Below are 26,742 nucleotides of genomic sequence, written 5' to 3' on the forward strand. Positions count from 1 at the left end.
ACGCCATCATGCCACAGTTAACTCTGTGCCCGCCACTATATCGGAAAAATTGACGAATCCGTCTTTTTCCGCGCCTTTCCGGTCGAATCGATATGAGCTAATTTCTCGAGATTGCCTATGCAGGCCCGGTGTTCAATTCGAGCTACCGAGGCCGACAATTCGGACTCCCCCCGGGTCCGTCAAAGATGTTGTCAGGCTTGCCCATTGAAATGGCGGTCGAGCACCGAAATTTTTTCGTCTCGAGTTGCCAACGCAGGAATTTTCCCGAAGATTCAACGAGGCCGTCGGAACAAGGGAAAGCTGTACGGGAATCAGCCCGGCGCCTGCAAAGGGAGCGAGATGTACAAACTGCGCAAAGTCCTGACCATCGCGTGTGTCACCCCGCTGATCGCGATGGGTGTTGCCGCGTGCGGTGGGCAAGAGACCTCGGGCGGCGGCGGCGGCGGTGGTGGCGGTGGCGGCGACATCACGGTCACGATGTCGTCGTTCCCCGACTACGTCGACCCGCAGCTGTCCTACACCGTCGAGGGTTGGGAGACCCTCTACAACGTCTACACGCCCCTGCTCACCTACAAGCACGCCAAAGGCGAAGAGGGCACACAGGTCGTCCCCGGCCTGGCCCAAGACATGCCCGAGATCTCGCCCGACGGCAAGACCTACAAGCTGAAGATGCGGCCCAACATGAAGTACTCCGACGGCACAGCCATCAAGGCGTCGGACTTCACCTATGCCATTCAGCGTCTCTTCAAAGCCAACTCCGGCGGCTCGGTGTTCTACGAACCTATCGTCGGCGCAAAGGAATATGCAGACGGTACGGCCCCAACGATCACCGGTATCGTCACCGACGACAACACCGGTGACATCACCATCACGCTGACCGAGCCCAACGGCACGTTCGAGAACATCCTCGCTCTGCCGTTCGCCGCGCCGGTGCCTCCGTCGACTGCGCTGGACAAGGACGCGACCAACAATCCGCCACCGGCCAGCGGCCCGTTCGTGATAACCCATGTCCAGGCGCCGCAGACGCTGACCATGGAGCGCAATCCGCAGTTCAAGACCGTCAAGGACGCGGGCGCCAGCGAGGTGGCGGATGCCAACGTCAACAAGATCACCGTCAACCAGAACAAGAGCAATACCGCACAGGTCACCGACATCGAGCAGAACCGCGTCGACTACATGTCCGATCCGCCGGACGCCGACCGGCTCGCGGAGGTGAAGTCGCGTTACGGCGACCGCTTCCGGATGGAGGACTCCATCAACACCTACTACTTCTGGATGAACACCCAGCAGGCGCCGTTCAACGACATCAAGGTGCGCCAGGCCGTCAACTACGCGGTCGATCCCGAGGCGCTCAACCGGGTGTTCGGCGGGCGTCTTCACGCGTCGCAACAGATCCTGCCACCGGGCATGCCGGGCCACGAGGAGTTCAAGCTGTACCCCGGCCCGGACATGAACAAGGCCAAGCAGCTGATGGCCGAGGCCAACCCGGCCGACAAGAACATCACCGTATGGACGGACGACGAGCCCGACCGCAAGCGCATCGGCGAGTACTACCACGACGTGCTGACCCAGCTGGGATTCAACGCCACGCTGAAGGTGATCGCCGGCGACGTGTACTGGACCACCATCGGCAACCAGTCGACACCCGACCTCGACACCGGCTTCGCTGACTGGTTCCAGGATTTCCCGCACCCGGACGACTTCTTCCGGCCGCTGCTCAACGGGGCCAGTATCCTGCCCACCAATGGAAACAATTACTCCCGGGTCAATCTCCCCGATCTCGACGCCAAGATGAACCAGCTGCGCAACGAGCAACTCGGCGATGGCGGCGTCAAGGAGCAGTACGCCGCTTTGGACAAGGCGTACATGGAGCAGGCGGTGTGGGCTCCGTACGGCAATGAGCAGTACACGACCTTCCTGTCGGAGCGCATGGACTTCGACAAGAGCTATCGACATCTGCTGTTCGCCCAGGACTTCACCTCGTTCGCCGTGAAGTAATGGCCGCTCCATTCACCGAGGTGGAGGCGCCGGGAGAACCGCCGCTTCCCACCGGGATTCCGTCTGCCCTGATCCAGGGGCGCAGCCCCTGGTATCTGGCCGCACTCCGGATGCGCCGCAACAAGGTTGCGTTGGCATTCGGCGTGCTGTTCATCGCCATCGTGGTGCTGTGTCTGTGCGCTCCGCTGTGGGCCGACCACGTCGCCCACACCACACCCGACGCCAACCACATCACCGACCAGATCACCGTCGACGGCCAACAGGTCGACATCGTGTCCCCCGACGGCACCCCGGTCGGGCCGGGACTGCGCGGACAGTACCTGCTCGGCGCCGACCAGAACGGACGCGACGTGATGGTGCGCCTGCTCTACGGTGGCCGCACGTCGATCTTCATCGGCGTCGTCTCGGCGGCGATCACGACGGTCGTCGCGGTGATCGTAGGGATGTTGTGCGGCTTCTACCGTGGCTGGATCGACGCCGTACTGTCGCGGGCGATGGACGTCGTGTGGGCGTTCCCTGTGCTGCTGCTCGGGATTGCATTGGGCACGGCACTTGCGGTCGGCGGCCTCAACATCGGCGTCACGACGATCGCCGGTGATTCGGTCTGGATCCCGATCCTGATCATCGGCCTGGTCTATGTGCCTTACATGGCCAGACCGATCCGGGGCGAGGTCCTGGCGTTGCGGGAGAAGGAGTTCGTCGAGGCCGCGGTCGCCCAGGGCAAGGGCCCGTTGCGGATCATGGTGACCGAACTGCTGCCCAACGTGGTGTCGACGATCATCGTGTTCTTCACGCTCAACATCGCCAACGACATGCTTCTGGAGTCGGCGCTGTCCTTTCTCGGGGCAGGTGTGCGGCCGCCGAGCGCGTCGTGGGGCACGATGATCGCCGACGGCTACCAGACCATCTACACCGCACCGCATCTGACCATCGTTCCCGGGCTGATGATCGTGCTCACCGTGTTGTCGCTCAACGTGTTCGGCGACGGCCTTCGCGATGCGCTTGATCCGCGCGCCAAGATCCGGTTGGAGCACTGACGACATGACCCGATTCATCGCCCGACGGGTAACCGGGATGGTGGCCGTGCTGTTCGCCATCTCGGTGATCGTCTTCCTCATCTTCAACGTCATTCCGAACTCGAACCCGGCGGTCCGGATCGCCGGCAAGAACGCCAACCCCGAGCTGATCGCCAGGGTGAGTGCAGATCTCGGGCTCGACCAGCCCCTGCCGGTGCAATACCTGACCCTGATGAAGAAGATCTTCACCGGGCAGCTCACCTCGTACGCGAGTGCCCAGAACGTCACCGAGCAGATCTGGCGCGGTCTGCCCGCCACGCTGTCGCTCACCATCGGCGCCGGCGTCCTGTGGATGGTGCTCGCGGTCGTGTTCGGCTACATGAGCGCCGTCCATGCCGGCAGGTTCACCGACCGGGCCCTGACAATCCTGTCACTGGTGGGTATTTCGATGCCGGTGTTCTGGCTGGCGGCGATCCTGCTCTACTTCTTCACCTTCAAAATCGAGTTGTTCCCGACAAGCAGTTACGTCCCACTGACGCAGGATCCGTTGCGGTGGGCATCGCACCTGATCCTGCCCTGGCTGACGCTCGCCGTGCTCTACGTCGGCTTCTACAGCCGGGTGCTGCGCTCTAACATGCTCGACGTCATGAACGAGGATTACGTACGCACCGCTCGCGCAAAGGGAGTCAGCGAACGGCAGGTGCGCATCCGCCACGTGCTCCGCAATTCCATGATTCCGATCATCACGCTGTTCGGGCTGGACTTCGGTGCCGTCGTCGGCGGTGGCGCGATCCTCACCGAAACCGTGTTCAACATCAACGGCGTCGGCTTGTACGCGGGCCGAGCCATCGGCAGCCTCGACCTCCCGCCCCTGATGGGCGTGACCATGTTCGGAGCGTTCTTCATCGTGCTGTTCAACACGATCGTCGACACCCTTTACGCATATCTCGATCCGCGGATCCGGCTGGGAGAGGCGGCACCTGCATGAGTCCACTGTTGTCGGTGAGCGACCTACGGGTGCGCTTCGCCACAGACGACGGCGTGGTCAAGGCGGTCGACGGGGTGTCCTTCGATCTGGCACCCGGCGAGATTCTGGCCATCGTCGGCGAATCCGGTTGCGGCAAAAGCGTGACGGCGCAGACCATCATCGGGTTGACCCGATCGTCGAACGCCACGATCGAAGGTGCCGTCGACTTCGAGGACCGTGACCTGACCAAGCTCGATGACCAGGGATTGCGCGGTGTCCGGGGTGAACAGATCGCGATGATCTTCCAGGATCCGATGTCGTCGCTGAACCCGGTGTACCGCATCGGCGACCAGATCGTCGAAATGATCCGGGCCCACCGCGAGGTCTCCAAGGCCGAGGCCCGTTCTCGTGCCGTCGAATTACTGCGCACGGTCGGCATCCCGAACCCCGAGAGGCGGATACGCAGTTATCCGCACGAGTTCTCGGGCGGTATGCGTCAGCGGGTGATGATCGCGATGGCGCTGGCGCTCGAGCCCGAACTGCTCATCGCGGATGAACCCACCACAGCGTTGGACGTGACGGTGCAGGCCCAGATCCTGCGGCTGATCGAGAAACTCAACCTCGAGCGCAATCTCGCGGTCGTATTGATCACCCACGATCTCGGTGTGGTCGCCGAGGTGGCCGGCCGTGTGGTCGTGATGTACGCCGGACAGATCGTCGAGGACGGCACAGTCGACGAGATCTTCTACGATCCCCAGCATCCCTACACCGCCGGGCTGCTCGGATCGCTTGCGCGACTTGATGAGCCGCGCGCCGGCAAGCTCAACCAGATCTCGGGTGCGCCACCGTCGCTGCTCGATCCGCCGGCGGGCTGTCGCTTCGCCGCCCGCTGCCCGCACACGTTCGACAAGTGTGACACGATGCCGCCCCTCGAGGCTCGTGCCGGTGACGGCCATCTCGACCGGTGCTGGCTGGAACCCGCCGAGAAGCGGGAGGTGAACCGTGTCAACCGGTGAACCTCTGCTCGAGGTGACTGATCTGGTGAAGCATTTTCCCATCAAGTCGGGGCTGGTGGTCGACCGGGAGGTGGCGCGCGTGCGCGCCGTCGATGGAGTCAGCCTCAGCCTGAATGAGGGCGAGACGCTGGGGTTGGTCGGCGAATCCGGATGCGGCAAGTCGACGTTGTGCCGAGCGATACTCCAACTCACCGCACCCACATCGGGTTCGGTCCGGTTCCGTGGGAAGGAACTGGTTGGCCTGTCGCGACGCGACCTGCGTCCGGTCCGCCGCGATATGCAGATGATCTTCCAGGACCCCTACGCCTCGCTCAATCCGCGCAAACGCGTCGGTCAGATCGTCGGTGACCCGATGGAACTGTACGGGCTGGCGAAAGGGTCCGACGTCAAGCGTCGAGTGCAGGACCTGCTCGACCGCGTGGGGCTGCGCCCCGAGCATTACAACCGCTTCCCCCACGAGTTCTCCGGCGGGCAACGGCAGCGCATCGGCATCGCACGGGCCCTGGCGCTGCAACCCAAGCTGATTGTCGCCGACGAGCCGGTATCGGCGCTCGACGTATCAGTGCAGGCTCAGATCATCAACCTGCTCAAGGAATTACAGGACGAGTTCGGCCTGTCGTATCTGTTCGTCGCCCATGACCTCGGCGTCGTGCGGCACGTATCCGACCGGGTGGCGGTGATGTATCTCGGTAAAGTTGTCGAGGACTCCAGCACCGACCCGCTCTACGAGCAGCCGCATCACCCGTATACGACGGCGCTGTTGTCGGCCGTGCCGATCCCCGATCCGAGGCGCAACGCCGAGCGTGACCGGCTGGTGCTGGAAGGAGACGTGCCGAGCCCCATCGATCCACCGCCGGGATGCAGCTTCCACACCCGGTGCCCATGGGCCACCGATGTGTGCACCGATGACGAACCCGCTCTGACGGAACATGATTCCGGTCATGTCGCGGCGTGCCACCATCCGCGCAACGTCGCACAGCCGGTGTAGCAGAACCGTCGCTACGGCAGCTGCTGCGGCTGCAACTGCTGATACGGATTCGGCGCGAACGGATTGGGCGCGAACGGATTCGGCGGATAGGGATTCTGCGGATAGGGATTCTGCGGCACCTGGGTCTGCGGCACCTGAATCGGAATCGGCACCGGGACGAACGGCACGGTGATGAACGTCGTCGTCATCGCGGTCGTCGGAGGCGTCGTGGTGGTCGTCGTGGTCGTGGGTGTCGTTGTGGTTGTTGTCGTTGTGGTTGTCGTCGTCGTGGTGGTGGTCGTCGTGGTCGGCGTCGCCGTGGTGGGTTGTGTGGTGGTGACCCACGTTGTCGTCGGCGGCGGCGGAGGTGGAGGCTGCGTCGTCGTGGGCGGCGGTGGCGGCGGCGGCTCGCTGGTGACCGTGACGGTTTCGACGCGCGGAGCCGCGGGCGGCTCGGTGCTCGGGGGTGGCGGCGCTGCCGACGTCACAGATTTGGGCGCCTGTTTGGTGTCGGAACTGTCGGTGGCGCTCGTCAGCGCAATGGCGACACCGCCTACGGCGATCAGCGCGAGCGCGGCCGCGATCCCGAATATCAACTGCGGCAAACGGTGCCAGGGACGGACCGCCTCGATCAGCTCGGTCGGAGGCACGTACTGGACTGGCGGACGGGCGGCGGTGCCAACGGTGTCGTAGAGGTCGTCACCGACGTACGGGACCGGCTCGCCCGAGGCGTCGTCGTCCTGCGACCACGCCAACGCGCGGAACGTCGATGAATCGGACCCGCCAGCGGACGTTGAGTTTTCGGTTGCCGGCACGGGGGCCAACCCGGTCTCGGCATCGGCGCTCGAACCGTACGAGGCGAGCAGGGCTGCGCCCGTCGCGGCGTCCAGCGCGGGCTGCGGTGTCGTCACCACCGGCGCTTGTGACTGCTCGGACAGCTTCTGCGTGATCAGCGGGATGCTGGCTCCACCGCCGACGGTGACCACCGCGGATACCGCCGACCAGCTGATCCTGTTGCGTTCCAGCGCATTTTCCAGCGCGGCCAGCACACCTGCCAGCGGCTGGGCGATCATGTCCTCCAGTTCGCCGCGCGTCACCCGAATACCGGCCCGCGTACCGGGTAGCTCGGCGATCAGTTCGGTGACGGTGTCGGCCGAGAGCCTCTCCTTGGCGTGACGGCACTCCTCACGTAACCGGGTGAGCGATCCGACGGCGGCGGTTCCGGCCGGATCGAGTTCGCCCGCATTGGCAAGGCCCTCCAGCACGTGACTGAGCAGAACCTGGTCGATCTGATCGCCGGAGAATTCGATGTGGCGGGTGGTCTCGTCGATCGGTTCGAACGCCGATGCGGCGTCGGCCAGGGTGATGCTCGTGCCGCTGCCGCCGAAATCGAGGAGCGCCACCACCCCCTGCGACGAGAGGCCAGGATCGCGCTGCAGCGCGGTGAGTGCGGCGACGGCGTCGCCGACCAGTCGGGGCGGCGCGCCGGTGGGAGCCAGCGTCGGGCTGGTCCGCAGCTCCTCGCGGAGGGCGAACTGGGTGGCCGGCCCCCAGTGCGCGGGTACGGCGATCACGATCTCGGCGGGCGGTTCACCGCCCGCTGCGAGACACATGCCCTCGAGAGCGTCGGCCAGCAGTCGTTCAGCGGGGTAGGAGGAACCGTCGGCGGCCACCATGGGCACCGGATCGCCGACGCGCTCGACGAACCCGCCCAGCACGATGCCGTCGGTGTGTGGTGACGGCATGCCGACTTCCGGCGCGGTGTGGTTGAACAGGGTCAACACCGAACGCCGTGTCATCGGTTGATTACCGAGACGGGCTGCGACCAGGTTGGTCGTCCCGATCGACAACCCCAGCGGGTCGCTCATAACGGTGCACACGATAGCCGCCCGGCGCCGCGACGGCCGTTAGACACTCCGTAACAACGCACGACGAACAGCGTTCCGCCAGCACGTTTTTGGTGCGTATGGCCAGCGCCTTCCACGGACTGTCAGATGTGGGACACAGCAACCGGTGCCGCAGCGGTAACCACGACAGAAGCCAGGTCGAGCAATTCCTGCCGGACCAGCTGTGTTGCAATGTCGGTCATGAGTGACATCGACGAGATCCAGCGAGTGAAATACCGGTACCTGCGCGCGCTCGACACCAAGCACTGGGACGACTTCGCCGAAACCCTGACCGAGGACATCGTCGGTGACTACGGGAGCTCACTAGGCGAAGAGCACCACTTCACCGATCGCGACACGTTGGTCGAGTTCATGCGTGAGTCGATGCCCGCCAATGTGCTGACCGAGCACCGGGTGACCCACCCCGAGATCGACGTCGACGGCGACGAGGCCACCGGCGTCTGGTATCTGCAGGACCGGGTGATCGTGCCCGATTTCAATTTCATGCTCTACGGCGCGGCTTTCTACAACGACCGCTACCGGCGCACCGCCGACGGCTGGCGGATCAGCGCGACCGGTTACCAGCGCACCTACGAGGTGAACATGTCCACCGAGAACATCACCGGCTTCAAGGTGAATCCCGGTAAGGCGCTGAATATTTGAGCACTATTTGGTGATCGCGATGAGTGCGCCCGGCTGGAGCCAGCGCATGATCTCGACGAGGGTGCCGTCATCGATGGCCACACAGCCGGCGGTCGGTCCGCCGTCGGTGGCATGCAGGAAGAACGCGCCACCGTTGCCGGGAACGCGCGCCTTGTTGACACCCATCACCACCGCGTGCACGTATTGCGGGATCTTGAGGTTCTCGGTGCCGCTGGCTGGATCGGTGTCGAATGGACACTGATTCTTCTTGCACACCTGCATCGTGTTGTAGGTCGCGCTTTTCATATCGCCGTCCCACCAGTGGTCGGAATCGACCTGGACGTACTGCAGACCGCCCCCGGGATTCGGGGCGGTACCGAAGGCGAAGTCGAGCGTGAAGATGCCCATCGGGGTTTTCGCCTGGCCGTCGTGGGTCTCGGGCGCCATGCCGTTGGAGCCGATGAAGGCGGGGATCCCGACGCGAATGGATTGCCATCCGGCGGCGGTGCGCTGAAAAACGTCCAGGGTCGCCTTGGAACCGGCGGCTCCCACAACGGAAATCACCTGGGTGGCGTTGCCGACTTTCGGGGCGAACCACGGTACGTAGTCGGCGGCCGCGGCCGGTGCGGCGACCGCTGCCAGCACGAACGACACCATCGCCGCACCTAGACCTCCCCGCCAATGGCGCACGCGACCATGGTCGCACATGGTCGGGCCGACCCGGTCTCCTCTCCGGGGTCGGCGAGCCATCCTCGATGACCTAGGTTGGCCACATGGAATTGCTGGACATGGGACGGCGCTGGATCGGGGTCCGGCAGATCGGCCAGGGTCTGGGCACGCTGGACCGCGAGGTGTTCGAGGCCGTCGCGGAGTCGCCCAGCCCGCTGCTCGATGCCGTGATGCCGCGGCTGACGTCGGCCGCGGATCATTCGAAGCTGTGGTTGGCGATCGCGGGGGCGCTGGTGGCGACGCGCCACAACGCGACACAGCGCGGCGCCCTCCGCGGCGTGGCGAGTCTCGCCGTGACCAGCCTCTTCACCAATCAGGTGGCCAAGCAGACCTGGAAGCGGCCGCGGCCCAACAAGCTCGTGGTGCCGCTGGCCCGGCGCGGTCGGCGCACTCCGACATCGAACTCGCTGCCGTCGGGTCACTCGGCCAGCGCAGCCGCATTCGCAGTGGGAGTGGGCCTGGAGAACCCGCCGGCCGGCCTGGGACTGGCTCTGCTGGCCGGCCTGGTCGGCATGTCGCGTATCGCCACGGGCGCCCATTACCCGGGCGATGTGCTCGCGGGGTTCGGCATCGGTGCCGCGATCGCGGTGATCGGTGCCCGCGTGGTGCCGCCCGTCGTCGAAACAAAGTTGCCCACGGCCGACCCGTTGCGGATCGACACACCGGAGCGTCCGGACGGCACCGGTGTGGTGCTGGTGATCAATCCCAACTCGGGTGGCGGCACGGGCGCCCGCGTGGTCGACGAGGTCCGCGACGCGCTGCCGCAGGCGGAGATCGTCCTGCTCGACGAGGGCGACGATCTCGAGCAGGTGCTGCGCTCGGCCAGCGAGCGCGCGGAGGTGCTGGCCGTCGGCGGCGGGGACGGGACGGTGTCGTGTGCCGCGGGGATCGCCGTCGAGGCCGGTGTTCCGCTTGCGGTTTTTGCCGGCGGCACGTTCAACCACTTCGCCAAGGACATCGGCTGCGACACCGTGGCGAAAACGGTCGACGCTATTCGCCGCGGCAGCGTCTCCTGCGTCGACCTCGTGTGCTTGAACGACGAGCGGCTGGTGATCAACACCGCCAGCATCGGCGCGTATCCGGCGTTCGTGCGGACGCGGGAGAAACTCGAACGCCGGATCGGTAAGCCCCTGGCGGGCATCTATGCGATGTTCCATACGCTGCGCCGCGAGGCTCCGGTGCGCATCGAGTACGACAACCACAACTTGCAGACGTCGCTGTTCTTCCTCGGTAACTCCACCTACCTGCCGTCGGGGTTCGCACCGTCGCGGAGGCACCGGATGGACGACGGCCTGATGGACGTCCGCATCCTCGAAACCGGGCGCCGGCTGAGCAAGGTGCGGATTCTGGTCGGTCTGCTCCTCGGCCGACTGACCCGCAGTCCGCTCTATCACGAGATGCGGGTCCCGGAATTCGAGTTCACATCGGTCGACGGTCCGACCGTGCTCGCCCACGACGGCGAGGTCGGGACGGAGTTGACCAAGGCGAAATTCAGCGTGCGATACCGGGCGCTTCCGGTATTTCGTCCGCTTCCGTGACGGGACGCGTGGGGGGCACCAACAGCAGGCAGCCGGCGAAGTAGGCGTAACCCAGCGCCCAGCCGGCCAGTACGTCGGACGGATAATGGACATTCAGCACAACCCTGCCGACGCCGACCGCGATCACGACCACTAGCCCCAGCGCGACGATCCACGGCCATCGGGTTTGGCGCACGAGCGGCAGTACGACGGTGAGAAGGGCCAGGACGCCGACCATCACCCCGAGTGCGTGACCGGACGGAAAAGAGGTCGACAATGCGAAGACCATCGCCGTCTCGGGACGGGGTCGGTTGGCGATCGCTTTGGCGATCTCGGTGATCAGTCCGCTCAGCTCGACGCTGATCACGAGGAACATCGCGAGCCGCAGGTTGCGCCGGACCAGCGCGATGACGATGATCACCAGACTCGCGAGGCGGAAGGCGGTCGGGCCGAAGGCGGTACAGAACACATTCCATGCGATCACCCAGCCGGGGTGGTCGACGCCGTGGCGATGGAATGCATCGAGTGCCGAGGAGTCGATGGTGTTCAGCCAGTTCCAGCCTTGCGTGTAGCCGATCCACATCAGTGCGTAAATCGCGACCGCAGACAGCGCCGAGCCGATCAGCCAGCTCTTCGGCGGTGTCATCCTCCAACCTGTACCACCTGTAACTTCGGGCCGTTATGGTGACTGGCCATGGCTGTGTTTCTGCGCAAGCTGTTCCGCATCGGCAAGCTGCCCGACCAGATGCGCGCCGAGCTCGAAGCCGAGGGCATTTTGCACATCGCCGAGTACATCGCCGTCACGCGCCGGTTCACCGGGAAGGTGCCCGGCAAGCGGTCGGCGGGAAGCATCACGAGCTACGTCGGATCGTTGGTTCTCACCAACCAGAGGGTGCTCGCCACCATGTCCGTCGTGCCGAAGTTGGCGGGACGGACCATCGACCAACGATGGGATGCGTCGCAGCAGGGTGCCGTCAAGGGTGAAATTTCGGCGACGGGCCTGGTACTCGATGTGCAAGTCGCCGACGTGGATCCGCGGTGCACCGGTCATCTGTCGCTGCACTACAAGGACGCCATCCCCGAGGAAGTCCTGATGCGCCTGCCCCGGCGCTCGTTGGCGTTCGACGTGCCCCCGGAGTACGTGTTCCGCGCCGTCGGAGTGCCGTACCACCCGTAGCGGCGCAAAAGGCAATGGCCGCATGGAGTTCGAACAGCGAGACGCACGTCAGCGCGGCTCTTGTCTGCGGCGGCCGACCAAGTACCCCGGAAGACCCCAGGAGTGAAGCGAAGTGACCGAGCCGCGACGAGACAACCTGCTGATCGTGCACTGGCATGACCTCGGCCGCTATCTCGGCGTGTACGGCCATGAAGACGTCTTCAGCCCCCGGCTGGATCGGCTCGCGGCCGAAGGCATCCTGTTCACCCGCGCGCATGCCACCGCGCCCCTGTGCTCGCCGTCGCGCGGCTCGCTGTTCACCGGCCGCTACCCCCAGAGCAACGGCCTGGTCGGACTCGCCCACCACGGCTGGGAATACCGCACCGGAGTCCGCACGCTACCCCGGGTACTGTCCGAATCAGGCTGGCACACCGCACTATTCGGTATGCAGCACGAGACGTCGTACCCGTCCACGCTTGGCTTCGACGAATTCGACGTGTCCAACTCGTACTGCGAGTACGTCGTCGAACACGCCAACCGCTGGCTGAGCGATCCGCCGAGTGACCCGTTCCTTCTCACCGCGGGATTCTTCGAGACACACCGGCCCTACCCGCGCGATCGCTACGAACCCGCGAATGCCGACGACGTCCTTGTGCCCGACTACCTGCCCGACACCGGCGACGTCCGTCAGGATCTTGCCGAGTTCTACGGGTCCATCTCGGTCGCCGACGCCGCCGTCGGACGACTGCTCGACACCCTCGCCGAGACCGGCCTGGACCGCAACACCTGGGTCGTCTTCATGACCGACCATGGCCCGGCACTGCCCCGGGCGAAGTCCACCCTCTACGACGCGGGCACCGGAATCGCGATGATCGTTCGCCCGCCGCTGGATTCCGCCTTGCCGCCGCGGGTCTACGACGAACTGTTCAGCGGCGTCGACCTTCTGCCGACGCTCCTCGAAGTCCTCGCTGTCGACATTCCCGCGGAAGTCGACGGTGTCTCCCATGCCCGCAATTTGCTGGCCGCACCGGTCGAGAATGCGATAGCGCGCTCCGAGGTCTACACCACAAAGACATACCACGATTCTTTTGATCCAATACGCGCCATTCGGACGAAGGAATACAGCTACATCGAGAATTACGCGGCGCGGCCGATGCTCGATCTGCCGTGGGACATTGCTGAGAGCGCGCCGGGCCGGACCATGGCCCCGCTGGTGCTGGGGGAACGCCCCCAGCGTGAACTCTACGACCTCGTCGAGGACCCCACCGAGTCACACAACCTGCTGGGACCGGGCGCCACGGACAAGGCGGAGGTGATCGCCAACGACCTCTCGCTGCTGTTGAACGACTGGCGCCAGAAAACCAATGACGTGATACCGTCCGAATTCGCCGGCACCAGAATTTCGGAGCGTTATACCGAGACATATCTGCAAATCCATGGCGCACAGGTGACCAGCCGTTCGGCGATCGCGGCGGAACGCGGCATCGAGGACGAACCGACCAGCACCCCTGCGCAATAGTTATATTCAGCAAGACCCAAATTCCTTGGGGCTGCCGCGACTTTTGATTGCCGTTAGGCTCACGCGCATGTCAGCCCACCCGACGGCATATCTGGTGCTTGCGTCGCAACGCAGCGGCAGCACCCTGCTCGTCGAATCGCTGCGGGCGACCGGGGTTGCGGGTGAGCCCGGCGAGTTCTTCCAGTATCTGCCGACCACGAGCCAGTCGCCGCAGCCGCGGCAATGGTTCCACGGTGTCGACGACCCATCGATCCTGCGACTGCTCGACCCACTCGACGAGGGCAAGCCCGACCTCGCACCGCCGGAGATCTGGCGCGACTACATCCGCACGGTGGGCCGGACACCCAACGGCATCTGGGGCGGCAAGCTGATGTGGAACCAGACCCCGTTGTTACTGCAGCGCGCACAGGGTCTGGCGGACCGCTCCGGGCACGGGCTGCTCTCGGCGATCCGCGACGTCATCGGAAGCGATCCGGTGTTGATCCACGTCTACCGCCCCGACGTGGTCTCCCAGGCGGTTTCGTTCTGGCGAGCCGTTCAGACCCGCGTCTGGCGCGGCCGACCCGATCCGGCGCGTGACTCCCGTGCCGAGTACAACGCAGCCGCCATCGCCCATGTCGTCACGATGCTGCGCGAACAGGAGAAGGGCTGGCGCGGTTGGTTCGACGAGGAGAGTGTCGAACACATCGAGGTCTCCTACCCGGTGCTCTGGCGTAACCTCACCGAGATCGTGGGCGCCGTGCTCGAGGCGCTCGGTCAGGACCCGGGACTGGCACCCTCGCCGGTGCTCGAACGTCAGGCCGATCAACGCTCCGATGAATGGGCAGACCGCTACCGGGTCGACGCGGAACGAGACGGGCTACCGACATGATCCACACCACCAGCGACACGCTGCACGTCGACGAGTTGCGCCTCCTCGAGGCCGAGGCCGTGCACATCATCCGGGAAGTGGTCGCCGAACTCGAGCGACCCGTGCTGCTCTTCTCGGCGGGCAAAGACTCGATCGTCCTTCTGCGCCTGGCAGAGAAAGCTTTTCGGCCCATCCCGTTGCCCTTCCCGGTGATGCACGTCGACACCGGGCACAACTTCGACGAGGTCATCGAGTTCCGCGACCGCCGCGTGACAGGCGAGGGCCACAGGCTGATCGTCGCCGCAGTCCAGGAATCCATCGACAGCGGCCGGGTGCCCGACCCGGGACCCGGCGCCTCCCGCAACCGGCAGCAGACCCGCACTCTGCTGGACGCACTGGAGACCGGAGGTTTCGACGCGGCGTTCGGCGGTGCGCGCCGTGACGAGGAACGCGCCCGGGCGAAAGAACGCATCCTGTCCTTCCGAGACGAGTTCGGGCAGTGGGACCCTCGCGCCCAGCGCCCGGAGCCATGGTCTCTGTACAACGGCCGGATCAAGAGGGGCGAACAGGTCCGGGTCTTCCCGCTCAGCAACTGGACCGAACTGGACGTGTGGCGCTACATCGAACTGGAGCACCTCGAGCTGCCGTCGATCTACTTCGCCCACGAACGCGAGGTGTTCGAACGCGACGGGATCCTGCTCGCAGTGTCCGAATACGCCGGACCAACCGACGGCGAGACCGCATCGGTCGAATGGGTGCGCTACCGCACCGTCGGCGACCTCACCATCACCGGCGCGGTGCGGTCCACCGCTACCGACATCGAACGGGTGATCGCCGAGGTCTCCGCGGCCACCGTGTCCGAGCGGGGCGAGACGCGGGCTGACGACCGCACCTCGGCCGCCGCCATGGAAGACCGCAAGCGCGAGGGGTATTTCTGATGACCGAGACCCGTCAACTGCTACGGATCACCACGGCGGGCTCCGTCGACGACGGCAAGAGCACGCTGATCGGCCGACTGCTCCACGACACCGACAGCCTCCCCCTAGACCATCTGGAGGCGGTGACGGACGACGAAGGCGTCGCCGATCTTGCCGCGCTGTCCGACGGTCTGCGCGCGGAGCGGGAGCAGGGGATCACCATCGACGTGGCCTATCGCTTCTTCTCCACCGAGCGCCGCAGTTACATCCTGGCCGACACACCCGGACATGAGCGCTACACCCGCAACACGTTCACCGGTGCGTCCAACGCCCATGTGGCGGTGCTGCTGGTCGACGCTCGCGCCGGGGTGCTTCGCCAGACCAACAGGCATGCGCGGATCGCAAAGCTGTTGGGCATGAAGCATTTCGTCGCCACAGTGAACAAGATCGATCTGGTCGATTTCGACCAGGCGCGGTTCGCCGAGGTCACCGAGGAGTTGCATCAGGTGGCCGCACGTCTCGGCGGTGTCGACATCACCGTCATCCCGATCGCGGCCAAGCACGGAGACAACGTCGTTCACCCATCCGACCGCACGCCCTGGTATGACGGCCCCACCCTGCTGGACTACCTGGAGAACGTCGAGCTGTCGGCACCACAACCCGTACCGGGCAAGCTTCGGCTTCCGGTGCAGTGGGTGTCCCGACCGACCGCGCAGCAGCGCCGCCGTTACACCGGCCGGCTGTCGGCCGGTACCCTGCGCGTCGGCGATCCGGTGGTCAGCCTGCCGTCCGGCACCACATCGGTCGTGACCGCACTGGACACCCTCGACGACGACCGCACGACCGCGGTTGCGCCGCTGTCGGTTTCGATTGAACTCGCCGACGACATCGACGTGGGCCGCGGTGACGTCTTCGTCAGTGGCACCGACGCGGCGAGCCTGCCGGTGTCCGCCCGCGAACTCGACGCCACGGTGTGCTGGTTCGTCGACAGCCCGTTGCGCGCCGGCGACCGGCTCGCCCTCAAACAGGGCGCCAGAACCGTGCGGGCCACCGTCCAGGCGCTGCACTCCCGCCTGGACCCCGAAACCCTCGATGAGCTCGACAACCCAGTCGAGTTGGTCCTCAACGACATCGGCGAGGTGACGCTGCGGACCAGTTCGGTGGTCGTCGCCGACTCCTACGCCGACAACCGTGACAGCGGTGCGTTCATCCTGATCAACGAGACCACCAACGACACCGTCGGTGCAGGCACCATCATCGAGCCACGTGAGGTGAAACCGGGTGTGCAGACCCGCAACGACATCCGCTGGCACCCGTCGTCGCTGGACCGCGGTTACCGCTTCGCCGCGACCGGTCAGCGCGGCGCCACGATCTGGTTCACGGGGCTCCCGGCGTCCGGCAAGTCAACGGTCGCGGTGGCGGTGGAGCGGGCGCTCGTGGAGTCCGGAGACGTGGCTTACCTGCTCGACGGCGACAACATCCGGCACGGGCTCTCCGACGATCTAGGGTTCTCGGCCGGAGACCGGGCCGAGAACATCCGGCGCGTCGGACACCTCACCCGGCTCTTCGCCGACGCGGGCGTGGTCGCATTGGCCTCGCTGGTGTCTCCGCTGAAATCCGATCGGGAGATCGCCCGGGCCCTCAACGACGCGGCCAGGTTGCCATTCATCGAGGTACACGTGGCCACACCCCGCGACGAGTGCGAGAGGCGCGACCCGAAGGGGCTGTATGCGCGGGCGCGGTCCGGCGAACTGAAGGGCCTCACCGGCGTCGACGCACCCTACGAGGCGCCCGAGAACCCCGACCTGGTGCTGGACACCACCGGCGCCGACATCGACGATCTCGTCGCCCGGGTGATCGATCTGCTCAACAAGCGACGCTCCGCCTAATTCACCTGTGCCACAAGAAAAATCCGGCGGAACGGGAAGTAGGTCTTGCCATCGGGTCGGCGCGGATAGGCGGCGTCCAGAAGCGGGATCAGCTCGAGGCGGAACTGTTGCCACTGCGGTTCGGTGAGCAGGCTCTTCACCGGCCGTAACGCGGTTCCGGTGATCCACTCCAGCACCGGATTCTCACCCTCCAACTCGTGGATGTAGGTGGTCTCCCACGCATCCACCGTGCAGCCGGCGTCGGTGAGGAGGTCGGCGTATCCCGAGGGGGATTCCACCTGCCCCTCCCGGAACGGGAAGTCCTGCAACGGCTCTGACCAGTTTTCGCGTCTGGCGAGTTCGCGCACGGCCTGATGGGACGGAGCGTCGAAGTTGCCTGGCACCTGCATGGCGATCCACGAACCCGCGGTCAGCTGGCCCGCCCAACGCACCAGCAGTTTGGGGTGCTCGGGCACCCACTGCAGGGCGGCGTTGGTCACGACGACGTCGGTATCGGGCTCAGGCTGCCACTCGCGCACGTCGCCGACCTTGGCGTCGACCCCACGCTCGCGCGCGGATTCGACAGATTTCCATCTCCGGTGAGCTGTCCCACGCCTCGATGACGGCCGCCGGCCATCGCTGAGCCAAGGTGGCGGTGAGGTTGCCCGGCCCGCAGCCCAGGTCGACCACTCGGCGGGGCGCTTCGGCGGCCACCCGCGCCACCAACTCGTAGAACGGTCGGCCGCGGTGATCGGCGAAGGTCAGATAGACGTCGGGGTTCCACATGACGCCAGTGTCGCATCATCACCGGCGGCACCGGACTCTCAGGAGGTTCGCAGCAGCGGCACAGTCCCCGGCCCAGCATCAACCTGCACGGTGGCAACGTGACCGCCCTTGTCGAGTTGCCTGCCACGGCCGGCACCGATCCGGGCGGGCGTCGCGCCGCGTGGCCGCGTTGGGCGCTGACGGTGCTGCTTGTCTTGACCGCGGTCCTCTACCTGTGGAACCTGTCGGCCAGCGGTTACGGCAATTCCTTCTACGCCGCTGCGGCTCAGGCGGGCTCGCAGAACTGGTCGTCGTGGTTCTTCGGGTCACTCGACGCGCACAATTTCATCACCGTCGACAAACCGCCCGCTTCGCTCTGGCTGACCGGGCTGTCGATGCGGCTGTTCGGAGTGAACAGCCTCTCCGCGTTGGCCCCGCAGGCACTCATGGGCGTCGCCGCCGTTGCGGTGTTGTTCTGCACGGTACGACGTGGTTTCAGCGACAGCACCCAGGGCGTCGCCGCGGGCCTGCTGGCCGGCGCGGTGCTGGCCCTCACGCCCGCGGCGGCCCTCATGTTCCGCTACAACAATCCCGATGCCCTGCTGGTCCTGCTGATGACGGCAGGCGCATATTGCCTCGCGCGGGCCGTGCAAACAGCGTCATGGCGCTGGCTGGTGCTGGTCGGCGTGGTCATGGGCACGTCGTTTCTGACCAAGATGTTGCAGGGATTCCTGGTACTGCCGGGTTTCGCGCTCACCTACCTGTGGTTCGCGCCGACGACGTGGCCCCGGCGTGCGCTGCACCTGCTCGCCGCCACCGCGGGATCGGTGGTCACCGCCGGGTGGTGGGTACTGGCGGTGCAACTCACCCCCGCGGATGCCCGCCCCTATATCGGTGGCTCGAGCGACAACACCGTCCTCGATCTGGCTTTCGGATACAACGGGATCAGCCGGATCCTGGGCCATCGCAGCCCAGGCGTGGCGCTCGGCAGTTGGGGCCGCGGATCCGGCCTGCCGCTGTTCGGGGGGCGCACCGGTCTGCACCGGCTGGTCACCGGGGAAATGGGCAACGAGATCGCCTGGTTGCTTGCCGTCGCGTTGTTCGTGATCGTATTCGGCACATATCTGGCTGCCCGCCGCCGGTTGAGTCGGGCCGAGATGGCGGCATTGTCGATGTGGACCGGATGGCTCGTGCTGTCCGCGCTGGTGTTCAGCTTCATGGGCGGCGTGGTCCACCCGTACTACACCGTTGCGCTGGCACCGGCCCTCGCCGCACTCATCGGCATGGGCGGGGTGTGGGCGTTTGGGTCCCGGTCCAGGTGGGACGGTCGTGTCGCTGCGGCCGTGATGTTCGCGCTGGCAGCCGCGGCATCAGTGATACTGCTGCCCCGCAACGCTTTTGGTCCGCTGTGGTTCGCCTGGCTGATCGTGGCGGTGGCGGCGGTCGGCGCCATCGGCGTCATGTGGCGCCACACGCAGGTCGCCGCGGTGGTGCTCGGGACAATCGCCGGCCTCGCCGGTACTGCGGTCTATTCCCTCGCCACCGTCAGCACACCGCACCACGGCTCGATACCGACCGCCATCCGGCCCGCGATCCAAAGCCTCACGTGGATGGGCGACGAAGGCACCAACACCCAATTGGCCGGCCTGCTGGCCGCGACGCACACCCCGTGGGCTGCGGCGACGAACGGCTCGCAGTCTGCGGCGGCGTTGGAGCTCGCGTCGGGCACTTCGGTGATGGCTGTCGGTGGTTGGAGCGGCGACCCCGTGCCGACCCTGCGGCAGTTCATCGACGACGTGCATGCCGGCAAGATCGCCTATTACGTCGAGGGCGGACACGGCGCGCTCGGGCCCGGCGCCCACGGTGAGGTCATCCGTTCGGAGAATCACTTCGCATCGCACACCAGGGAGATCGCCGACTGGGTCGCCGCACACTATCCCAGCACCACCGTTGGCAATTCGACGGTCTATCGGTTGACGTAACGGCGCGCACAGGTCGGGTTACGATGCGGGCGTGGATACCGACGGTGCCCCAGTCGATCCGCCGATCCCCGTCCCCGACGTTGCCGGCGCCGACGCCGGTGCCCGCGGGCTGCCGCGCCGCATCGACCTGACGCTTCGCCAGCGCGCGATCGTCGACTCGTAGGCCGTCGCCGACATCGCGCTGCGCACCGCCATCGCGTCGCTGCTGAGTGCCACCATGCTGCCGACGGTGGTCGGAGCGCTGCGGCGCTCCTGGTCCCGCGCGGAGCATGATCACCTGCGCTTCTACGCAGAGTTGGCGAGCGCTCGCGACACTTCGCTCGCGTTCCCGGCGCCGACGTCGGTGCCCCGGGTGTCCTCACGGCCGGCGAACCCCGTCGCCGAGTGGATCGCCAAGGGCAACGTGCACAACATCCGGTTCAACAGCAGCTTCGAGGCGGTGAACCCAGCGCTGCGGGAGCAGTGCCGGGGATACGCGCGCAACAACGTCGTCCACGCCCAGCATTGGCGCCACGGCGACGGGCCACGCCCCACGCTGTGCCTGATTCACGGCTTCATGGGGTCGGCATACCTGTTCAACGGATTGTTCTTCTCGCTGCCGTGGTTCTACCGCTCCGGCTACGACATCATGCTGTACACGCTGCCCTTCCACGGTGGCCGCGCCGAAAAGGATTCCCTGTTCAGTGGTTACGGCTACTTTGCGCACGGCTTCGCCGGATTCGCCGAGGCGATGGCGCAGGCGGTACACGACTTCCGTTCGCTCATCGACTATCTCGAGTTCACCGGTGTCGACCGGATCGCGCTGACCGGCATGTCGTTGGGCGGCTACACGTCTGCGCTGATCGCCAGCGTCGACGAGAGGATTCAGGCAGTCATTCCCAACGTGCCGGTCGTCACGCCGGACAGGACGGTCGACGAATGGTTCCCCGCCAACAAGGTGGTGGCGTTGCGAGAGGCGCTCTCCGGCACGGACACGGAGCTGAGCCGCGCCGCGACGAGGTACTCCTCACCACTGAACTATCGGCCGCTGGTACCACGGGACCGGCGCCTGATCATCGCCGGTCTCGGCGACCGGTTGGCGCCTCCCGAACAGGCCGAGCTGCTGTGGGAACACTGGGACCGCTGCGCCTTCCACTGGTTTCCCGGAAACCACATCCTGCACGTCAGCCAGCCGGATTACCTGCGGCGCATGACCCGGTTCCTGCACGACTTCATGCTCACCTGAGCCGCGGCGAGCCGGGACGTGACCGGCCTGGTGCAATTGGGCCGGGCGCGGTGTCCAGCCGATCCACCGACAGCGGGTACAGGGCGTCGACGGAGGTCCGTACCATGCGCGCAGCGGCGAGAGACCCGGCAGTGACGCTTTGGCCCCGGTCGTTCACCGCCGCGAATGGCGCAGAGCACCGCGATGGTCCGATTTCGGGTGGTCCCCCCGAATTCAAGTGCGGTCCAGATCTCCGGCGCCGAATCGGACCACAGCTTGGTGAGGGTGCTCGTCAGCCGAGCATCGACCGCGACGCGGCAGGCGGTCACATACCCTGACGCGTCGCGCATCCCTCACCTGGTCTCCTTCGTCATGCCATGGATCGGCGCATCGACGGCGTTGGTGACCACGACATTCCAGCCGGTCTCGCTGAGGTGGTCGACCAGCATGCGGACGGCGACTTCGGCGGTGTCGCGCAACGGGATCCGCGGTGACCTCGCCCGTAAGGCCGCAAGATTGTCCGCGGCGCCCAGCGTCAGCGAGACCTGCACACGGGCGCCCGGATCGAAAACTTGGCCGGCACGGGTGACGTGCTCGCCAAGCCGGACAGTGCGCGATCTGTCGGCGGGATCTGGTTTGGCTTCGAAAGCTTTGGTCCACAACGGCTCAAGGGTCTATACGGCGATATCGGGGTGTACCGGGTGTCAAGCCGCTAGACCAGCGGGCGTCCCGTCCGAATTCGCCAATCCAGGTCTATCAGCACCCAATTGAACGGGAACCGTCGAACAGCGCGCGGCAGCAGGTTGTTGATCCTGCCCAGCGCCGCCGTCACCCGGTTGAACCGGCGCTGCTTTGCCTCGTCCCACGGCAGGTTCATCTCGTCGCGGAACCGCTGCGGCAGAAGGCCGGTCGTGACGAAGAGATTCACCGGGTCCAGGCGCTTTTCCAGCCAGCGGGGTGGATTCGCCCCGGCGACCCGGCCCGCGGCAATCGGATACAGGTAGTCACGGACGGCGTTGTCAATGTGCACCCGATCCAGCGACTGTTGCCAGTATTCGTCGAAGGCCTTTCGGTCCGCAGGCCACATCTGTGCGGGCACCTGCAGCGTCGTGGCGAGCTTCCTACCTTCCCGATAATGGTGGTCCGCCCACTCGTCGTCCATCTCACCGACGAAGATCCGCACGACGTCGACGAAGCCCTTGTACAAGCACGCCGCGACCCACAGCTGCAGGTCCTTGTCGAAGGCGTTGTATGACACCTGGCTCTCCGGCAACGAGTACACCTGGGCGTGAGACTTGTTGACCGCCCGACGATAGGTTGCCTTCTGTGTCCCGCTGCCGGCGAGGGCCACGGCGAGATATGTGATCGTGGTCCTCGCCCGTTTGAAGGGGTGTCGGTCCGCGCGTCCGCTCTCGACCCGAGAATCCTTCACGCCATAGCCGACGCCGGGCCGGGCGAGTTCCATGATCACGTTGGCCGCCCCGGACAACAGCCCGATCCCCAGCATGGCATCCTCAGATGCGGCCATCCATCGGGGCGGTCGCCTCCCACCCGCCAGAACCGGATCGTTGATCGCCCGTCCGACGTGATCTATCGGCCCGCTGACGGTCATGGCCACCTCGGTCGACTGAATGTGAGAACGTGTGTTTCCTGATATTGTCCGCACGGCGTGACGGGTGTCAAGATGGTCCGCATGGCGTCGAATGGCACCGCGCGGCCGTACCGCGGCGTCGATGCGGCAGATCGCCTCGCCTGTCGTCGGCGACAGCTGCTGGAGGCTGGCCTCGAGCTGCTCGGGTCGGAACCGGATGCCTCCGAGCTCACCGTGCGCGCGGTCTGCCGGCAGGCCGGTCTGACCGTTCGGTACTTCTACGAGAGCTTCACCGACAAGGACGATCTGGTCGCCGCGGTCTTCGACTGGGTCATCGCCGACATCGCGGCCACCACGCAGGCCGCCGTCGCAGCGGCGCCGGCTGACGAGCAGAGCCGGGCCGGCATGGCCAACGTCGTCCGCGCCATCGCCGCCGACGCCCGGGTGGGCCGTCTGTTGTTCGGTGCCGAACTGTCGAATGCGGTGATCGTGCGCAAACGCGCGGAATCGACCGCGCTGTTCGCGGCGCTGTTGTTTCAACATGCCGGGTCTCTCGGGGCACAGGAGAACGACACCACCGGGGCCACTTCACATTTCGCCGTAGGCGGCGTAAGCCAGGCCATCTCGGCGTGGCTCTCCGGCGCGGTCACGCTGAGCGCGGGGCAGCTCGCAGACCAATTGGCGGCAACGCTCGATGCGCTCGCCGACCCGTCGCGTTACACGGGCTAGCCCGCGGCCACCGGCGGTCGGCGGTCTGCCGAGGTCTTCGGCGTCGCGCTGGTGTCGCTCTCGGTGAATTCTTTGGTCCAGCAGGCGAACTCGAGTGTGATGCCATCTGGATCCAGGAAGTAGAACGATCGGACGTAGACGCCCGGGTGCACGGTAGACGAGACCTGGGCATCACTTTCGTCGTGATTGAGCACCGGCCCGACCCGCACACCCTTGGCTTTGAGCCGCCGCCGGTACTCGTCGAACTTCTCCGCGGGCACATGAAATGCCAAGTGGTTCATGGTGCTCACCGCGCTGACAATGTCCCCGATGCCCGGGATCGCCTCAGGCGACGAAATACCCGGCACCCGGTCAGGTGCCTTGACGAACCAGAAGAACGCGACGCAGTCTCCGTTGCCTGCATCGAAGAAGAAATGCTGGCCCATGCCGCCAGGGAGATCGAGCGACTTGATCAGTGGCATCCCCAGCACATTGCGGTAGAAGTCGACGGTCTTCGCCATGTCCGAGCACACCAGCGCGACATGGTTGACGCCACCGAGTTCGAACTCCGAGTTGGGATTGTCCGGCTTGATCACGTCGGCCCTCCCAGCCCTGGTCAAGATCGTAATCTGAATCTAACATCAGGTTCAGTTCCGGACAACGCCCGACGAAGGGGCGCGCCACAGTGACCACCGGCCCGCGCGAACACTTGCCGACCCTGCGCGGCAGGCAGACGCAGGCCGCGATCGACGCCGCGGCCAAGACGGTGATCGCGCGCAAGGGGATCCTCGCGACCACGATTTCGGATATCGCCGCCGAGGCGGGCAAGTCAACCGGCTCGTTCTACAACTATTACGACTCCAAGGAGGCGATGGTCCACGAGTGGGCCGTCCGATTCCGCGATGAGGCACGCGAACGATCCCGGGCCGCCGCGGAACCGGGCCTGACCAACTGGGAGCGGTCGTATGAGGCCGCAGCGGCACACTGGCACACCTACCGCAACCGACTGGCCGAGATCATCAGCGTGTCGCAGCTGGCGATGGTCAGTGACGACTTCGCCGGGTACTGGAACGACATCTGTTCGCTGCCGATCCGGCTGATCACGGAAATCGTGAAACAGGCTCAGCGCGAGGCACTTTGCAGGCAGGATGATGATCCACACCTGATCGCGGTCGCGATGGTGTCGATGCTCAACCAGTTCTGCTACACACAGTTGAGCGGCAACCGTGTGCTGCAGGCGGTGGACGACGAGGCATGCGTCACCACCTTGGCCAAGATCTTCTACCGGACGATCTATCACGAGGAGACCAGCTGACATGACCAGAACATCGGCGTCTTCCGGCTCGCCGGGCGTCACCCGCGAATTCGTCGGGCTGCCGTCGGCGACCGCCAGGCGCGCGGGCGCGGGCGGTCACCCGTGTCAGGGTCTCTACCACCGGGGCGTGGGGCGCAAGCCGAAGGTCGCGATCATCGCCACCCACTACCAGATCGACTTCTCGGAGCACTATCTCGCCGACTACATGGCCACGCGCGGCATCGGCTTCCTCGGCTGGAACACCCGCTACCGCGGATTCGAAAGCAGCTTCCTGCTCGACCACGCCCTGGTCGACATCGGTGTCGGTGTGCGCTGGCTGCACGAGGTCGCGGGCGTGGAAACCGTGGTGCTGTTGGGCAACTCCGGCGGTGGTTCGCTGATGGCCGCCTACCAGGCACAGGCCGTGGACCCGCATGTCACACCCCTGGAGGGCATGCGCCCTGCGGCCGGCCTCAACGACCTGACGCCCGCCGACGGCTATATCGCCAGCGCGGCGCACCCCGGCCGACCCGATGTCCTCGCCGCGTGGATGGACGCGTCGGTGGTCGACGAAAGCGACCCGATTCCAAGCGATCCCGACCTCGACCTGTTCGACGGGCGCAACGGTCCGCCGTACTCGGCCGATTTCCTCAAGCGATACCGTGCGGCCCAGATCGCCCGCAGCAACGCGATCACCGACTGGGCCGAGGCCGAACTCAAACGGGTACACGCGGCCGGCTTCTCCGACCGCCCCTTCACGGTCCTGCGCACATGGGCCGACCCCCGCATGATCGACCCGACGATCGAACCGACGAAGCGCCCGGCCAACATGTGCTACGCGGGTCCGCCGGTCAAGGCCAACCGCTCCGCCCACGGCATCGCCGCGGCGTGCACGTTGCGCAATTGGCTCGGCATGTGGAGCCTGCGGCACGCGCAGACCCGGGCCGAACCGCATCTGGCCCGCATCACCTGCCCGGCGCTGGTGATCAACGCCGAGCAGGACACCGGTGTGTTCCCGTCCGACGCGCAACGCATCCACAATGCGCTGGCGAGCACCGACAAGGCACTGTGCGCAATCGACACCGACCACTACTTCACCACGCCCGGCGCGCGCAGCGAGAAGGCCGATACGATCGCCAGGTGGATAGCGAAGCGGTGGCGCTGAAAGTCCTCGCACACTTCACCCCCGGCGCGAAAGCCACGGCTTTCCTTGCCTCACAGACGGATTGGCTGGACATTCGGTACTGCGCCGAGGACGACGACGAGACGTTCTATCGCGAACTCCCCGACACCGACGTGATCTGGCACGTTCTGCGCCCGATAAGCGGTGATGACCTGGAGAAGGCGCCACGGCTGCGGCTGGTGCACAAGCTCGGCGCCGGGGTCAACACCATCGACGTCGATACCGCGACCCGGCTGGGCGTCGCCGTCGCGAACATGCCCGGGGCCAATGCGCCGTCGGTCGCCGAGGGTGCCGTGCTGCTCATGCTTGCCGCGCTGCGCCGGCTGCCCGAGTTGGACCGGACCACCCGCGAGGGCCGAGGCTGGCCCTCTGACGCCAGCCTCGGCGAGACCGTACGCGATGTCGGCGGTTGCACCGTCGGGCTGATCGGCTACGGCAACATCGCCAAGCGGGTGGAGACGATCGTGACGGCGATGGGCACGCCGGCTTCCCGGGTGCTGCACACCAGCACCCGCGACGACGGGCATCCCGGCTGGCGGACGCTGCCCGACCTCCTGGCGACCAGCGACATCGTCTCGCTGCACCTGCCGCTCACCGAACGGACCGCGGGCATGCTGGACCGGGCCGCCATCGCCGGGATGAAGCCGGACGCGGTCCTGGTCAACACGTCACGAGGCCCGGTCGTCGACGAGGCCGCCCTGGTCGAGGCGCTGAACAGCGGCGGACTGGCCGCCGCGGGCCTCGACGTCTTCGCCGTCGAACCCGTTGCCGCCGACAATCCGCTGCTGGTCCTCGACAACGTCGTGCTCACGCCGCACGTCACCTGGTACACAGCCGACACCATGCGGCGCTACCTGGAACAAGCGGTGGACAACTGCCGTCGGATGCGCGACGGGGGTGAACTCGCCAACGTGGTGAACGGGTAATGTCGCTCCCCACCGACCGGTTAATAGGGAAGCCCCCACGA

General features: G+C 66.0%; 23 protein-coding genes and 2 pseudogenes. 18 read left to right on the plus strand and 7 right to left on the minus strand.

Annotated features, from left to right (window positions below; translation table 11 throughout):
• Window positions 1–339: 339 nt before the first annotated feature.
• The 5 genes from ACVWWN_RS39735 to ACVWWN_RS39755 are packed head-to-tail and all read left to right on the plus strand — an operon-like array spanning window position 340 to window position 5,985.
• Window positions 340–1,998, plus strand: coding sequence for an ABC transporter substrate-binding protein (locus ACVWWN_RS39735; protein ID WP_457148779.1), 1,659 nt, complete (start codon window positions 340–342; stop codon window positions 1,996–1,998).
• Window positions 1,998–3,035: an ABC transporter permease gene (locus ACVWWN_RS39740; protein WP_457148780.1), complete on the plus strand. Its 1,038-nt coding sequence runs from the start codon at window positions 1,998–2,000 to the stop codon at window positions 3,033–3,035. The genes ACVWWN_RS39735 and ACVWWN_RS39740 overlap by 1 nt, the downstream gene beginning before the upstream one ends.
• A gap of 4 nt (window positions 3,036–3,039) precedes the next feature.
• A complete protein-coding gene (locus ACVWWN_RS39745) occupies window positions 3,040–4,002 on the plus strand; it encodes an ABC transporter permease (protein ID WP_457148781.1) in 963 nt (320 codons plus the stop codon).
• Complete coding sequence (locus ACVWWN_RS39750; RefSeq protein WP_457148782.1) at window positions 3,999–4,997, plus strand: ABC transporter ATP-binding protein; 999 nt, start codon at window positions 3,999–4,001, stop codon at window positions 4,995–4,997. Before ACVWWN_RS39745 ends, ACVWWN_RS39750 begins: the two co-directional genes overlap by 4 nt.
• A complete protein-coding gene (locus ACVWWN_RS39755) occupies window positions 4,984–5,985 on the plus strand; it encodes an ABC transporter ATP-binding protein (RefSeq protein WP_457148783.1) in 1,002 nt (333 codons plus the stop codon). Before ACVWWN_RS39750 ends, ACVWWN_RS39755 begins: the two co-directional genes overlap by 14 nt.
• A gap of 11 nt (window positions 5,986–5,996) precedes the next feature.
• On the opposite strand, the gene ACVWWN_RS39760 is transcribed toward ACVWWN_RS39755, so the two are convergent.
• Window positions 5,997–7,832 (minus strand): Hsp70 family protein, encoded by a 1,836-nt coding sequence (locus ACVWWN_RS39760; protein WP_457148784.1) that lies wholly within the window; start codon window positions 7,830–7,832, stop codon window positions 5,997–5,999.
• Between the two features lie 219 nt (window positions 7,833–8,051).
• Between ACVWWN_RS39760 and ACVWWN_RS39765 the strand changes: the two genes are divergently transcribed.
• The gene (locus ACVWWN_RS39765; protein ID WP_457148785.1) at window positions 8,052–8,513 is read left to right on the plus strand and encodes a nuclear transport factor 2 family protein; all 462 of its coding nucleotides are present in this window, start codon (window positions 8,052–8,054) and stop codon (window positions 8,511–8,513) included.
• A 3-nt stretch (window positions 8,514–8,516) separates the two neighbouring features.
• Here ACVWWN_RS39765 and ACVWWN_RS39770 read toward each other — a convergent pair whose 3' ends face one another.
• Window positions 8,517–9,149: a L,D-transpeptidase family protein gene (locus ACVWWN_RS39770; protein ID WP_457148786.1), complete on the minus strand. Its 633-nt coding sequence runs from the start codon at window positions 9,147–9,149 to the stop codon at window positions 8,517–8,519.
• 116 nt (window positions 9,150–9,265) lie between these two features.
• On the opposite strand from ACVWWN_RS39770, the gene ACVWWN_RS39775 reads away from it, so the two are divergent.
• Window positions 9,266–10,759, plus strand: coding sequence for a phosphatase PAP2 family protein (locus ACVWWN_RS39775; protein ID WP_457148787.1), 1,494 nt, complete (start codon window positions 9,266–9,268; stop codon window positions 10,757–10,759).
• Here the strand turns inward: ACVWWN_RS39775 and ACVWWN_RS39780 are convergent.
• The gene (locus ACVWWN_RS39780; protein ID WP_457148788.1) at window positions 10,713–11,384 is read right to left on the minus strand and encodes a phosphatase PAP2 family protein; all 672 of its coding nucleotides are present in this window, start codon (window positions 11,382–11,384) and stop codon (window positions 10,713–10,715) included. The two genes, ACVWWN_RS39775 and ACVWWN_RS39780, sit on opposite strands and share 47 nt — an antisense overlap.
• Before the next feature lie 48 nt (window positions 11,385–11,432).
• Here ACVWWN_RS39780 and ACVWWN_RS39785 point away from each other — a divergent pair, with 48 nt between their 5' ends.
• From ACVWWN_RS39785 to cysC, 5 genes are all read left to right on the plus strand, one after another.
• Entirely contained in the window at window positions 11,433–11,915 is a 483-nt protein-coding gene (locus tag ACVWWN_RS39785) for a hypothetical protein (RefSeq protein WP_457148789.1), read from the plus strand.
• A 112-nt stretch (window positions 11,916–12,027) separates the two neighbouring features.
• On the plus strand, window positions 12,028–13,413 hold the full coding sequence (locus tag ACVWWN_RS39790; protein WP_457148790.1) for a sulfatase family protein: 1,386 nt from the start codon (window positions 12,028–12,030) through the stop codon (window positions 13,411–13,413).
• Between the two features lie 67 nt (window positions 13,414–13,480).
• A complete protein-coding gene (stf0, locus tag ACVWWN_RS39795) occupies window positions 13,481–14,284 on the plus strand; it encodes a trehalose 2-sulfotransferase (protein WP_457148791.1) in 804 nt (267 codons plus the stop codon).
• Window positions 14,281–15,201 (plus strand): sulfate adenylyltransferase subunit CysD, encoded by a 921-nt coding sequence (cysD, locus tag ACVWWN_RS39800; RefSeq protein ID WP_457148792.1) that lies wholly within the window; start codon window positions 14,281–14,283, stop codon window positions 15,199–15,201. Before stf0 ends, cysD begins: the two co-directional genes overlap by 4 nt.
• Window positions 15,201–17,069, plus strand: a complete 1,869-nt coding sequence (cysC, locus tag ACVWWN_RS39805; RefSeq protein ID WP_457148793.1) for an adenylyl-sulfate kinase — start codon at window positions 15,201–15,203, stop codon at window positions 17,067–17,069. The genes cysD and cysC overlap by 1 nt, the downstream gene beginning before the upstream one ends.
• On the opposite strand, the pseudogene ACVWWN_RS39810 reads toward cysC, so the two are convergent.
• Window positions 17,066–17,834, minus strand: a pseudogene (locus ACVWWN_RS39810) (trans-aconitate 2-methyltransferase). The gene cysC and the pseudogene ACVWWN_RS39810 overlap by 4 nt on opposite strands.
• Before the next feature lie 98 nt (window positions 17,835–17,932).
• Here ACVWWN_RS39810 and ACVWWN_RS39815 point away from each other — a divergent pair.
• Window positions 17,933–19,795: an ArnT family glycosyltransferase gene (locus ACVWWN_RS39815; RefSeq protein ID WP_457148794.1), complete on the plus strand. Its 1,863-nt coding sequence runs from the start codon at window positions 17,933–17,935 to the stop codon at window positions 19,793–19,795.
• Window positions 19,796–19,826: 31 nt separating this feature from the next.
• A pseudogene (locus ACVWWN_RS39820) lies at window positions 19,827–21,020 on the plus strand (alpha/beta hydrolase family protein).
• A 332-nt stretch (window positions 21,021–21,352) separates the two neighbouring features.
• Here the strand turns inward: ACVWWN_RS39820 and ACVWWN_RS39825 are convergent.
• Window positions 21,353–21,661 (minus strand): hypothetical protein, encoded by a 309-nt coding sequence (locus ACVWWN_RS39825; RefSeq protein WP_457148795.1) that lies wholly within the window; start codon window positions 21,659–21,661, stop codon window positions 21,353–21,355.
• A 50-nt stretch (window positions 21,662–21,711) separates the two neighbouring features.
• Window positions 21,712–22,611 (minus strand): oxygenase MpaB family protein, encoded by a 900-nt coding sequence (locus tag ACVWWN_RS39830; protein ID WP_457148796.1) that lies wholly within the window; start codon window positions 22,609–22,611, stop codon window positions 21,712–21,714.
• Between the two features lie 72 nt (window positions 22,612–22,683).
• Here ACVWWN_RS39830 and ACVWWN_RS39835 point away from each other — a divergent pair, with 72 nt between their 5' ends.
• Window positions 22,684–23,319: a TetR/AcrR family transcriptional regulator gene (locus tag ACVWWN_RS39835; protein ID WP_457149456.1), complete on the plus strand. Its 636-nt coding sequence runs from the start codon at window positions 22,684–22,686 to the stop codon at window positions 23,317–23,319.
• On the opposite strand, the gene ACVWWN_RS39840 is transcribed toward ACVWWN_RS39835, so the two are convergent.
• Complete coding sequence (locus tag ACVWWN_RS39840) at window positions 23,316–23,894, minus strand: VOC family protein (protein ID WP_457149457.1); 579 nt, start codon at window positions 23,892–23,894, stop codon at window positions 23,316–23,318. The two genes, ACVWWN_RS39835 and ACVWWN_RS39840, sit on opposite strands and share 4 nt — an antisense overlap.
• A gap of 89 nt (window positions 23,895–23,983) precedes the next feature.
• On the opposite strand from ACVWWN_RS39840, the gene ACVWWN_RS39845 reads away from it, so the two are divergent.
• Genes ACVWWN_RS39845 through ACVWWN_RS39855 form a run of 3 tightly spaced genes read left to right on the plus strand, consistent with a single transcriptional unit; the run spans window position 23,984 to window position 26,701 of the window.
• Window positions 23,984–24,613 (plus strand): TetR/AcrR family transcriptional regulator, encoded by a 630-nt coding sequence (locus ACVWWN_RS39845; RefSeq protein ID WP_457148797.1) that lies wholly within the window; start codon window positions 23,984–23,986, stop codon window positions 24,611–24,613.
• Between the two features lies 1 nt (window position 24,614).
• Window positions 24,615–25,757, plus strand: coding sequence for an alpha/beta hydrolase (locus ACVWWN_RS39850; protein WP_457148798.1), 1,143 nt, complete (start codon window positions 24,615–24,617; stop codon window positions 25,755–25,757).
• Complete coding sequence (locus ACVWWN_RS39855) at window positions 25,754–26,701, plus strand: 2-hydroxyacid dehydrogenase (protein WP_457149458.1); 948 nt, start codon at window positions 25,754–25,756, stop codon at window positions 26,699–26,701. Before ACVWWN_RS39850 ends, ACVWWN_RS39855 begins: the two co-directional genes overlap by 4 nt.
• Window positions 26,702–26,742 lie beyond the last annotated feature (41 nt).

It is taken from the genome of Mycobacterium sp. URHB0021 (assembly GCF_054057895.1).

What these genes read in the sequence shown, in the direction of transcription:
- stf0 (WP_457148791.1), top strand. Translation starts at nt 13,481, where the DNA reads ATGTCAGCCCACCCGACGGCATATCTGGTGCTTGCGTCGCAACGCAGC.
- cysC (WP_457148793.1), top strand. Translation starts at nt 15,201, where the DNA reads ATGACCGAGACCCGTCAACTGCTACGGATCACCACGGCGGGCTCCGTC.
- ACVWWN_RS39745 (WP_457148781.1), top strand. Translation starts at nt 3,040, where the DNA reads ATGACCCGATTCATCGCCCGACGGGTAACCGGGATGGTGGCCGTGCTG.
- ACVWWN_RS39770 (WP_457148786.1), bottom strand. Translation starts at nt 9,149, where the DNA reads ATGGTGTCGTTCGTGCTGGCAGCGGTCGCCGCACCGGCCGCGGCCGCC.
- ACVWWN_RS39835 (WP_457149456.1), top strand. Translation starts at nt 22,684, where the DNA reads ATGGTCCGCATGGCGTCGAATGGCACCGCGCGGCCGTACCGCGGCGTC.
- ACVWWN_RS39850 (WP_457148798.1), top strand. Translation starts at nt 24,615, where the DNA reads ATGACCAGAACATCGGCGTCTTCCGGCTCGCCGGGCGTCACCCGCGAA.
- ACVWWN_RS39785 (WP_457148789.1), top strand. Translation starts at nt 11,433, where the DNA reads ATGGCTGTGTTTCTGCGCAAGCTGTTCCGCATCGGCAAGCTGCCCGAC.
- ACVWWN_RS39775 (WP_457148787.1), top strand. Translation starts at nt 9,266, where the DNA reads ATGGAATTGCTGGACATGGGACGGCGCTGGATCGGGGTCCGGCAGATC.
- cysD (WP_457148792.1), top strand. Translation starts at nt 14,281, where the DNA reads ATGATCCACACCACCAGCGACACGCTGCACGTCGACGAGTTGCGCCTC.
- ACVWWN_RS39780 (WP_457148788.1), bottom strand. Translation starts at nt 11,384, where the DNA reads ATGACACCGCCGAAGAGCTGGCTGATCGGCTCGGCGCTGTCTGCGGTC.
- ACVWWN_RS39735 (WP_457148779.1), top strand. Translation starts at nt 340, where the DNA reads ATGTACAAACTGCGCAAAGTCCTGACCATCGCGTGTGTCACCCCGCTG.
- ACVWWN_RS39830 (WP_457148796.1), bottom strand. Translation starts at nt 22,611, where the DNA reads ATGACCGTCAGCGGGCCGATAGATCACGTCGGACGGGCGATCAACGAT.
- ACVWWN_RS39760 (WP_457148784.1), bottom strand. Translation starts at nt 7,832, where the DNA reads ATGAGCGACCCGCTGGGGTTGTCGATCGGGACGACCAACCTGGTCGCA.
- ACVWWN_RS39765 (WP_457148785.1), top strand. Translation starts at nt 8,052, where the DNA reads ATGAGTGACATCGACGAGATCCAGCGAGTGAAATACCGGTACCTGCGC.
- ACVWWN_RS39740 (WP_457148780.1), top strand. Translation starts at nt 1,998, where the DNA reads ATGGCCGCTCCATTCACCGAGGTGGAGGCGCCGGGAGAACCGCCGCTT.
- ACVWWN_RS39750 (WP_457148782.1), top strand. Translation starts at nt 3,999, where the DNA reads ATGAGTCCACTGTTGTCGGTGAGCGACCTACGGGTGCGCTTCGCCACA.